Genomic DNA, 9949 nt, shown 5'->3' on the forward strand with positions numbered 1-9949 from the left:
TTCTGGGTGACCTTCACGATGGTGGCGATCTTCAGGGCGTCCTCGCCGGCGAGCGCGCCGGCCGCGGTGACCGCCGCGGTGGTGTCGATGTTGCCGCCGATCCAGGCGCCGGCCACGGCGGGCGAGAGCCCGAGCACGTCGGCCAGCCAGGGCAGCAGGAAGATCGACGGCAGCGCGAAGAGGATCACCAGGCTGGCCGCGTACGCCAGTTGCTCGCGCCGGGCGCGGACCGCTCCGGCGGCGGCGATCGCCGCGCTGACCCCGCAGATCGACACCGCCGAGGCGAGCAGCGCGCGCAGCCGGTCGTCCAGCCCGAGCCGCCCGCCCAGCCACCAGGTGAACAGGAACACCCCGCTGATCAGCAGCAGCGCCTGCACGATCGCCGGTCCGGCGGCGGTGACCAGCAACGACAGGTTGATCGACACGCCCAGCAGGACCAGCCCGGTCTTGATGAAGAACTCGGTACGGAACGCCGGCGCGAACCGCTCGCGCAGCCCGGTCGCGGTGAGCACCAGGTTGCCGAGCAGGCCGACCGCGATCGCGTAGACCGGGTACTCGACCGACTTGGCGACCCGGGCGAGGCTGGTGTCGGCCAGCCACTCGGGCACCGCGCCGTCCAGGTACTTCGTCAGGTACGCCAGCGCCAGCACCACGACGAGGCCGGCGGCGACGGCGGGCCACCTGACCGCGCCGGGCCGGGTGGCCTCCGGTGCCAGGGCGTCCGTCTCGTTCACCGGCGTCCGCTGTCCCGTGGCGGCGTCGGCGCCCGGGGCACCGGGAGTCGCGCTGCCGGCCGGCGTGGGGTCGGCTCCGGCCGGGGCAGCACCGTCGACGGAGCCCGCCGGGGCAGAGCCGTCGGGGCCGGCCGGGGCGGAGCCGTCGGCGGAGGCCGAGGCGGGGGGCGGCGGGGCGGCGGCGGTCACTGCAACACCCCCCGGCTGATGATCCCGGTGAGGATCAGCACCAGCAGGAGGAGACCGACGGCGGTGGCCGCCCAGTCCTCGCTGATCTGGGGCAAGGCTCGGCTGCGGGCAGGGGATACGGGTGTCTCGTCGCTCATGTCCGGCTCCTCGTACTGGCCGTGAGGGGAGTTCTGGTGCGCGCGGGGGCGCGAGGGGAATCCGGCGTACGCCGGGTGGCCGCCACGGTCGGCCGGGCGGCGGGACGGGCCACGGGGCCGGCGGGCGGACCGCCGGTCGGGTGGTGGGGCGCCGCCGGCCCGAGGCCACGGGGAGCCCGAGGCCACGGGGAGCCCGAGGCCATGGAGAGCCCCGAGGCCACGGGGAGCCCCGGGGAGCAGGAAGGACCCGGGCGGGCGACGCGAGAGAACAGGCCGTCAGGCCGGGTGGCGACAGACGGTGGCCGCCAGCCGCCCGTAGTCCACGTACCGACGCCGGGTCAGCAACGGGGCGACGGGCATGCGCCCAGTCCAGCACCGGCACCGGCGGTCGTCAATGCGCACGGCGCAAATATCCCACCATCTGAGTAGGATATCGGGCGGGCGGCCCGGCCGCCGGTCACAGGCCCTGCTGCCGGGCCATGCTGATGGCCTGCGCCCGGTCGGCGACCTGGAGCTTGGCGAAGATGTTGGAGACGTGGTTGCGGACCGTCTTCTGGCTCAGCCCGAGCCGCTGCGCGATCTGCGGGTTGGTCAGGTGCTGGGCGATCAGCGTCAGGACCTCCCGCTCCCGGGCGGTCAGGTCGGGGAACGCGGGCCCCCGGTCGAGCCCGGCGAAGTAGCCCATCAGCCGGGTGGCGATGGCCGGGCCGAAGATCGCCTCCCCGTCGGCCACCACCCGCACCGAGCGGATGATCTCCACCCGGCGGGCCCCCTTGAGCACGTACCCCCGGGCACCGGCGCGCAGCGCCGCGAAGACCGACTCGTCGTCGTCCGCCATGGACAGGATCAGCACCCGGACGTGCGGACTCATCCGGACCAGCCGCTCGGTGGCCGCGATACCGCCCATCCCGGGCATGGTCAGGTCGAGCAGCACCACGTCCGGTTGCAGGCGACCGAGCACCGCCAGCGCCTCCTCGCCGCTCGCGGCCTCACCGCACACCTCGACGTCCGGACTGGTCGCGAGCAGCGCCCGCAACCCGGCCCGGAACGGGGCGTGGTCGTCAACCAGCAGTACCCGGACCTGGTCCATCCTCGTCCTCCGTGCCGATGGGCAGGGTCGCGGTCACCCGGGTACCGACGCCCGGCGCCGAGGTGACCACACAGGAGCCGCCGAGTTCGTCGGCCCGTTCCCGCATCGAGTGCATGCCGACCCCGTCCGGCGCACCGGGCCGGCGGCCCCGGCCGTCGTCGTGCACGTCCACGCGCAGCCGGCCGCCGGTGACGGCCAGCCGCACCTGCACCGTGGCGGCGTGGGCGTGCCGGCGGGCGTTGTTCAGCGCCTCGACGGCGATCCGGTAGGCGGCCACCTCGGTCGCCGCCGACAACTCGGGCAGCGCCGACGGTGCGGTGAAGACCACCCGGGGTCCGTCACCGGGCCAGGCGGCCAGGTGCGACCGGAGCGCCCCGAGCAGGCCCATGGTGTCCAGCGCCGGTGGCCGCAGCCCGTTGACCAGCCGCCGGACGTCGGCGACGGCGGTGCGGGCGTCCACCACGATCTCCTCCAGCAGCCGCCGGGACTGCTCCCCCGGGCCCAGTTCCTGGGCCGCCTCGGCGCGCATCGTCAACCCGGCCAGGGTCGGGCCGAGGCCGTCGTGCAGGTCCCGGCGCAGCCGACGCCGCTCCTCCTCCCGGGCCACCACCAGGTGCTCCCGGGACCGCCGCAGGTCGGCCGCGAGCGACTGGGCCCGGTCGAGGGCGCGCACCGCCTGCACGGCGACCCCGATGTGCCGGGCGAGGTCGCGCAGCAGCCGCGACTCCCGCGCGCCGAGGGCCGTCTCGCCGGCCCGGGGCCCGAGCAGCAGGTACCCGACCGGCTCGGCGGCGACCAGCGGCAGCCGCACCGGGTCGGCCGGCGGGTCACCCAACCGGTACGACCGGCCGTCGACCGTCTCGATCGCCACGTAGGACAGTTGCAGCGCCTCGCGTACCGTCGCCGTGCTGGTGGCGAGCACGGCGGCGGCGTCCTGGGTCTGCTCCAGCCGCTGCCCGAGCCGGGCCAGCACCGCGTACGGGTCGTCGCGTTCGCCGTACACCAGCAGGTTGACCCGGCGTTGCAGCCAGTGCCGCAGCGGCGCGAAGATCGACGCGGCGACGGCCGCCCCGACCAGCGACACCGGCAGGCTCCCCGACGCGTCGAACCCGGCCCCGAGCAGGACGACGACCAGTACGTACGCGCCACCGACGGCCACCGACAGGGTGACGAAGACGGCGGTACGGCTGATCAGCAGGTCGATGTCGAAGAGCCGGTGCTGCCGGACGGCGATCCCGACCGCGATCGGGATCAGCGCGGCGCTGAGGCCACCGGCGAGGTCCCAGAACACGCTGCCGTACGGCCAGATCCCGGGGTTGCCGTCGGTGAGCCCGGCGACGAGCCGCGCCGCCACCACGAGGACGGCCAGCGTCACCGCGTACCCGAGCCACTTGACCTGCTGGCGGCGGACGCCCCGGGCCCGGCGGGCCTGCCACGCGACGGTGCTGCCGGCGGCCAGGAAGACCAGCGCGCTGGCCAGCGTCGCCACGCCCCCGGTGAGGTCGGCGACCGGCTGCCAGCCGGCCAGTCCCAGCGGGTTCGCCGCGCCGACCGGGGTGACCTGCTCGTTGGCGCCGGGACGGAACGCCCCGGTCAGCATCGCCAGCGCGCCGAGGCCCGCCACCACCCCGACGGCCGGCCGCCACCGGGCGGACAGCAGCCGGCCGTCGGGGAAGAACGCCGGGATCAACGCCACGGCGGCGTTGCCGGGCACCCAGAGCCAGTTCTGCGGCCAGGCCAGCGCGGCGGCGAGGGGCAGCGAGCCGGGCTCGACCACGAGGCCGTGCGCGGCGTACTGGCCGCACGCCTCCTGGAGGGCGAAGCAGAACCCGCCGGTGAGGGCGAGCCAGCCGACCGGGTTCGCCGGGCGGTGCGCCGCGATCACCGCCCCGACCGTCCCGCAGGCGACCACCATGAACAGGTGGGTCACGTCGCCCAGCCCGGCACCGTTGTGCCCGGCGAGCCCCAGGGCCGCGGCCGTGAGCAGCAGGACCGCCCCGCCGAGCGGCCACGCGGCCCGGCCCGCCCACCGGGCCGCACGGTCGGTCGTCATGGCGCCGCCGACACTAGACGATCAAGCAGCCCGTGGGCCAGGCGCGGCGGCGGGCTGCCCGAACGCCAACGCCAGGCCGGCGACGATCACCCAGATCCCGCCGGGCACCAACGCGATGTACTGCACCGGGGTGAGCTGCGTGGCCGCGACCAGCAGCGCGGTCACCACGCTGAAGACCGCCAGCCAGCGGCTGACCGAGCCGTGCCGCAGCCCGCCGACCGCGACCGCCCCGGCGGTCAGCCCGATCCCGCCCCACAGCCAGGCCATGGTGGCGAAGAGGGTGAGTTGCGGGGCGATCACGTCCGGGTCGTACTCCTCGGCCGCGCCGAGGGAGAAGAACAGTTCGGTGGCGATCCCGCCGCCGACCACCAGGCCGACCAGCACCAGGCCGACGCCGGTGGCGGCGAGCGCCGGGACCAGGCTGCCGGCCGGTTCCTGCGCCCCGAGGTACCGGTGCAGCCCGGCCCCGAAGACCGCCAGGCAGACCACGACGACCGCGCAGACCGCCTGGTGGGCCCAGACGTGACCGGTCCCGTCGGCGATCGCCGCGACGTACGCCGCGTTGTCCCCCCGCAACTCCTCGGCGGGGGCGGTCAGGGTGGCGGTGGCGAAGATCCCGACCAGGCCGACCAGGCCGCCGACGGTACCGGCGAGCGCCCAGGCCCGCCTCGGGCGGACCGCTGCCGGCGGCGACAGGTCGGTGGGGTCGACGGGCGTCGATAGGGGCTGCATCGGGCGGTCCTCCGGGCTGGTCGGGAACGTCGGCACCGACGATGCCGGCCGGGTGTCCCGGTACGCATGGGCGGGACGTCCCGACCGCCCGGGACTTCCCCGGGCGCCCGGGTCCGGCGGGCTCCGGACCGTGCCCGGCGGACAGCGCCCGGCCAGGCTCCGGACGGCGAAAGGCCCGTCACCGGCTGTCCGGTGACGGGCCCACAGGAACCATTCCTGCACTGGTGGGCGATACTGGGTTTGAACCAGTGACCTCTTCCGTGTCAAGGAAGCGCGCTCCCACTGCGCCAATCGCCCTCGATCTTGCGAGGTGGAGACGGGATTTGAACCCGTGTAGACGGCTTTGCAGGCCGTTGCCTCGCCTCTCGGCCACTCCACCGAGGTTGCCCCCGTAGTGGCGGCATCTCCGAGCGGACGACGGGATTCGAACCCGCGACCCTCACCTTGGCAAGGTGATGCGCTACCAGCTGCGCTACGTCCGCGTGCCCCCGGAATGTAACCCGGTGACGGATGAGAACTTTAGCCGAGCCCGGGAACAGTTGCCAAATCGGGGTCACGTCGGCGCGCCGTCCGCTCACCCGCCAGAAGGTGAGGCAGGCCACCCCGGCGCAGGCCGCCCAGCTCCGGGGCAACGCCCGGAGCGCCGACCGCGCGCCGGGCGCGTCCGCCCGCGTGCCGGGCGCGTCCCGCCGGCAGCCCGGGGATTCCGCCCACCACCCCTGGGCTTCCTAGGAGCCTGAGTTGATTATCGGTCGCCGACACCGGCCGTCTCCGCGCCGGCCCCGCCGCCCCGGGCACCCGGAACCCGGTGCGCACCGACCGGGTCGACGACCAGGCCAGCGACGGGCGTCGATCACGACCGGGTGCGACACCCCGGCCCGGGGGAACTGTCCGGCTTCTGACTGTTGACCGCCACATCACCCGGAGCGGTCACTGTTTGTGCACGAACGGATAGGTTACGGTAGCGCCGTGACGAGACGTGCGGTCGAAATCCGGCTGGATGCCCTTTTGCGTACGGCCTGCGACGTGATCGCCGAACGCGGCCTGGCCAACACCAGGACGGCCGACGTGGCCCAGGCGGCCGGGGTGAGCCAGGCGCTGGTCTTCTACCACTTCACCACCAAGGACCGCCTGCTGGCGGAGGCGTTCGCGTACGCCGCCGAGCAGGATCTGGCCCGGCTGGACGCGGTCGTCCGGTCCGCCGCCCCGCCCCTGGTCAAGCTCAAGCGGATCCTGAAGCTCTACCCGCCGACCGGACGGGCCACCTCCTGGGCGATGTGGATCGACGGCTGGTCCGAGTCGCTGCGTACCCCGGAGTTGGAGAAGGTCTCCCGCCGCCTCGACCTACGCTGGCGGTCGGACCTGGCCGCGGTGATCAGCGCCGGGGTGGCCGACGGCACCTTCGAGTGCACCGACCCCGCCGGGGCGGCCTGGCGGATCAACGCGGTGATGGACGGGCTCGCCGTGCAGTTCGCCGTGCACGACCGGGTGATCTCGCGCCGGCAGTTCGCCGAGTGGACCCGCCTGGTGGCCGCCCGGGAGCTGGGCCTGGTCCCGGCCGACCTCGACTGAACCCGCACCACCGGTTACCACCCAGGCCGACACCCTCGGCCACCGGTCGGGCCGGCCAGCGGTTAAGAAGGGGCCCCTGCTCTACCGAATGCGTTAACAGGGGGCCCGTCCTTACCGCTCAGCGGCGGGCGGGGCGCCAGCGTTGGGCGCTGGCGGGCCGCTCCCACCGGCGCTCGGGCGAGGGCTCCGTGGGCTCCTCGGCGGCGTCCGCCGGGCGCAGCAGGTGCCGCAGCCGCAGCAGCAGGCTGACCCCGAGGAAGAGCAGCAGCCCGCCGAGCAGGAAGGCGGCGTGCACCAGGCCGAACCCGCCGGTCTGGGCCGCCGGCCGGCCCGCACCGGCCGCCGGTACGTCGGTGACCGCCTCGTCGGTCGACTCGATCGGCTCCTCGGTCGGGACGGTCGCCTCGACGGTCGGTTCGGCCGGCTCGGTCGGCTCCACCGTCGGCTCGGTCTCCGGCGGGGCGGCCGTGGTCGGCGTCGGCCGTACGCCCGCCCCGACCACCGAGCGGGTCGCCGTCTGCCGGGCCAGCAGCCGCGAGTCGACGTCGTACGCCTCGGCGGCGAGGGTGACCCGCCCGTCCGTGACGTCACCGGCGAAGGCCACCCGGTACCGGGCGGTGACCGTGCGGTCCGGGCAGAGCGTCCCCGGGTCGAGTTGCCGGTCGGTCAGCCGCGCCACCGACCCCTCGGCGCGCACCTGCACCGGGAACGATCCGGTCTCCTCCACCCGGTCGACGCGCACCTGGTCCAGCCGCAGGCCCTGCACCTGCACCAGCAGCGACCAGCGCACCTTGCCGCAGCCGCCGGCCCGGTCGATACGGGAGACCACGGCGGTGACCGTCTCGACCCGACCACCGGCGGTGAACCGGTCCGGCAGGCCGCTCAGTTCGGTGCTGAACGCGGCGTGCGCGGGGTCGGCCAGGACCGCCTCCACCCCGGACAGACAGGCCAGCACCACCCCGACCCGTAACGCGTACCGCCACACCGTCATCACCACCCATGCCCGTTGCCGGTCCCGTCCAGTGATCAACGCTAGGAGCGGTCCGGGGCACCCGGTAGACGGGCGTCTTCGCACGAACCGTCAACAACGGGGCGACTTGTCACCGACAGTGGTGAACCCTTCACCGCCGCCCCGCGACACGCCCGGGATCCGCTGGAGGGGACAATCCCTGGGTGTCCGACCTTTCGGCGACCTTCGTCCGGCTGCACGCCCGGCTCGCCCCGGTGCCCTTCGTCCCCGAGGTACGGCTGCACCAGGCCGACGAGCCGATCGGGTTGTGGGAGCTGACCGAGGGCGAGTTCCGCAGCGACCAGCCGCCGCCGTTCTGGGCGTTCGCCTGGGCCGGCGGGCAGGCCCTGGCCCGGTACGTCCTCGACGAACCGGCGGTGGTCGCCGGCCGCCGGGTGCTCGACCTGGCCGCCGGGTCCGGGCTGGTGGGCATCGCCGCCGCCCGCAGCGGCGCGGCGGCGGTCCGCGCCGTCGAGGTCGACGAGCGGGCGGTGGCGGCGGTGGCCCTCAACGCCGCCGCCAACGGGGTACCCGTCACCGCCGACCTCGCCGACGTCCTCGACGGCGACGCCGGGGACGCCGAGGTGGTGCTCGCCGGGGACGTTTTCTACAGCGAGGCGATGGCCAACCGGGTGCTGCGGTTCCTGCTGCGGGCGGCCCGGGGCGGGGCCCGGGTGCTGGTCGGGGACCCGGACCGGGCGTTCCTGCCCCGGCGGCGGTTCCGGCAGCTCGCCAGCTACCCGGTGCCGGTGTCCGAGGCGCTGGAGAGCGTACGGGTGAAGCAGACCACGGTCTGGGAGTTGGACCCCGCTCCGCCCGGCGCGGCCGGCTAGCGTGTCGGGGTGCTGTTCCGGAGTTGGACGGCGGTCGCCGAGCCCCCGCGACCGGGCCTGGTGACCCCGGCCGGTCCCGGACGTCCGGACCTCGCGGCCCCGCCCGACCGGCCCGCCCCCACCGCCCCGGCCGACGGCCCGGACCCGACGGGCCTGACCCCGGGCGGGTGGCCGGACGTGGCGGTCGTCGCCGACCACGTCGGCGTGCGCCACCTGGTGGTGACCCGGCACGCGCTGGTCCGTCAGGTGCTCACCGACCCGGTGACCTACCGGCCGGACAACGCCCTCGACGCGGTGACCCCGGTCCCGGTGGCCGCGCTGCGGGTGCTCGCCGGGCACCGGTTCCGGTTGCCGCCGACGCTGGCCAACAACGGCGGGGCGAGCCACCCGGGGATCCGGGCCGCCGTCGCCGACGCGCTGCACCCGGCCCGGGTCGACGCGCAGCGCCCCTGGCTGACCGGGCTGCTGCGGCGGCGGGTCGCCCGGATCGCCGCCACCCTCGCCACCGGGGCCGCGGTCGACCTGCACGCCGAGGTCGCCGCCGACCTGCCGCTGCTGGTCCTCGCCCGGCTGGTCGACCTGCCCGACGCGCCGGTCGAGGCGGTCAAGGACTTCGCGCGGGCCGCGCTGGAGCTGTTCTGGGCGCCGCTGGACGACCAGCGGCAACTCGCCCTCGCCGCCGAGGTGGGCCGCTTCCACCGGGTACTGCGCGACTTCGCCACCACCGGCGGTGGCCTGGCCGCCCGGCTGCGCGCCGCCGGGCACTCCCCCGACGTGGTGGTCGGCGCGCTCTTCTTCCTCCTGGTCGCCGGGCAGGAGACCACCTCGCAGTTCCTCACCCTGCTGCTGCACCGGCTCACCGTCGAGCCGGCGGTCGTCGCCGACCTGCGCCGGGGCGCCGTCGAGCCGGCCGACGTGGTCGAGGAGGGGCTACGGCTGGAACCACCGATCGTGACCTGGCGTCGGGTGGCGGCGGTCGACACCACGCTGGGCGGGACGGTGGTGCCGGCGGGTACCAGCATCGTGCTCTGGCTCGCCCGCGCCGGGCGGGACCCGGTCGTGGTCGACTCCCCCGACGGGTTCCTTCCCGGGCAGCGCGGCTCGCGCCGGCACCTGGCCTTCGGGGCGGGGGCGCACCGCTGCGTCGGCGCGCACCTGGCCCGGATGGAGGCGGGCGTGGTGGTCGACGAGGTCGCCCCGCTGCTGGCCGGCGTGGAGGTGGTCCGGCCGCCCTGGTACCCGGACAACCTCACCTTCCGGATGCCGGACGCCTTCGTCGTCCGCCGCGCCGGCCGGCCGGTACCCGCGCAGGGCGGCCCGCCCCAGGCCTGACGACGACGGCCCCGCCCCGGTCCGGCGGGGCGGCACCTGACGAGGGTCGGGGCGCACCCTGACGAAGGTGGGGGCGCGGCGGTGCCGATCGGCAGCGGTGCCCGGCCCGCCCGGCGTCGATCGTGGAGCCATGACACCGCACACCGCACAGTCCCGTACCCGGCAGCCGGGCCGGCCCGCCGCCGGGCGCGCGCTGGCCGTCCTCCTGCTGACCCTGCTGATGCTGCTGCCGGGCGGGGCGGTCTCGGCCCGGACCCCGGCGGGGCCC

Annotated in this window: 9 protein-coding genes and 3 tRNA genes; 3 read left to right on the forward strand and 9 right to left on the reverse strand. The window is 75.5% G+C overall.

All coding sequences use genetic code 11. From position 1 onward, the window contains the following. The 8 genes from AWW66_RS29810 to AWW66_RS29840 all read right to left on the reverse strand — a co-directional run. The coding region (locus tag AWW66_RS29810) for a YeiH family protein (protein ID WP_245648545.1) at positions 1–923 on the reverse strand (923 nt) is incomplete at its 3' end. Continuing rightward, positions 920–1060: a hypothetical protein gene (locus tag AWW66_RS34660; protein ID WP_169807196.1), complete on the reverse strand. Its 141-nt coding sequence runs from the start codon at positions 1058–1060 to the stop codon at positions 920–922. The genes AWW66_RS29810 and AWW66_RS34660, both read right to left, overlap by 4 nt. Before the next feature lie 457 nt (positions 1061–1517). Beyond that, positions 1518–2150 (reverse strand): response regulator, encoded by a 633-nt coding sequence (locus tag AWW66_RS29815; protein ID WP_067373422.1) that lies wholly within the window; start codon positions 2148–2150, stop codon positions 1518–1520. Continuing rightward, positions 2122–4203: a sensor histidine kinase gene (locus tag AWW66_RS29820; RefSeq protein WP_067373425.1), complete on the reverse strand. Its 2082-nt coding sequence runs from the start codon at positions 4201–4203 to the stop codon at positions 2122–2124. The genes AWW66_RS29815 and AWW66_RS29820 overlap by 29 nt, the downstream gene beginning before the upstream one ends. Positions 4204–4224: 21 nt before the next feature. Beyond that, positions 4225–4935, reverse strand: coding sequence for a hypothetical protein (locus AWW66_RS29825; RefSeq protein WP_157528142.1), 711 nt, complete (start codon positions 4933–4935; stop codon positions 4225–4227). Between the two features lie 222 nt (positions 4936–5157). Then, a tRNA-Val gene (locus AWW66_RS29830) sits at positions 5158–5232 on the reverse strand. A gap of 11 nt (positions 5233–5243) precedes the next feature. Continuing rightward, positions 5244–5314 (reverse strand) — tRNA-Cys (locus tag AWW66_RS29835). A 30-nt stretch (positions 5315–5344) separates the two neighbouring features. Continuing rightward, a tRNA-Gly gene (locus AWW66_RS29840) sits at positions 5345–5417 on the reverse strand. A 487-nt stretch (positions 5418–5904) separates the two neighbouring features. Between AWW66_RS29840 and AWW66_RS29845 the strand changes: the two genes are divergently transcribed. Beyond that, a complete protein-coding gene (locus AWW66_RS29845) occupies positions 5905–6507 on the forward strand; it encodes a TetR/AcrR family transcriptional regulator (protein ID WP_067373430.1) in 603 nt (200 codons plus the stop codon). A 118-nt stretch (positions 6508–6625) separates the two neighbouring features. Here the strand turns inward: AWW66_RS29845 and AWW66_RS29850 are convergent, their stop codons facing one another. Continuing rightward, complete coding sequence (locus tag AWW66_RS29850; protein ID WP_067373436.1) at positions 6626–7498, reverse strand: hypothetical protein; 873 nt, start codon at positions 7496–7498, stop codon at positions 6626–6628. A gap of 182 nt (positions 7499–7680) precedes the next feature. On the opposite strand from AWW66_RS29850, the gene AWW66_RS29855 reads away from it, so the two are divergent. Then, entirely contained in the window at positions 7681–8349 is a 669-nt protein-coding gene (locus AWW66_RS29855) for a class I SAM-dependent methyltransferase (RefSeq protein WP_067373433.1), read from the forward strand. 153 nt (positions 8350–8502) lie between these two features. Then, positions 8503–9681, forward strand: coding sequence for a cytochrome P450 (locus tag AWW66_RS29860; protein WP_067373438.1), 1179 nt, complete (start codon positions 8503–8505; stop codon positions 9679–9681). Positions 9682–9949: the final 268 nt, after the last annotated feature.

This window comes from Micromonospora rosaria, assembly GCF_001567585.1.
Classification (GTDB): domain Bacteria; phylum Actinomycetota; class Actinomycetes; order Mycobacteriales; family Micromonosporaceae; genus Micromonospora; species Micromonospora rosaria.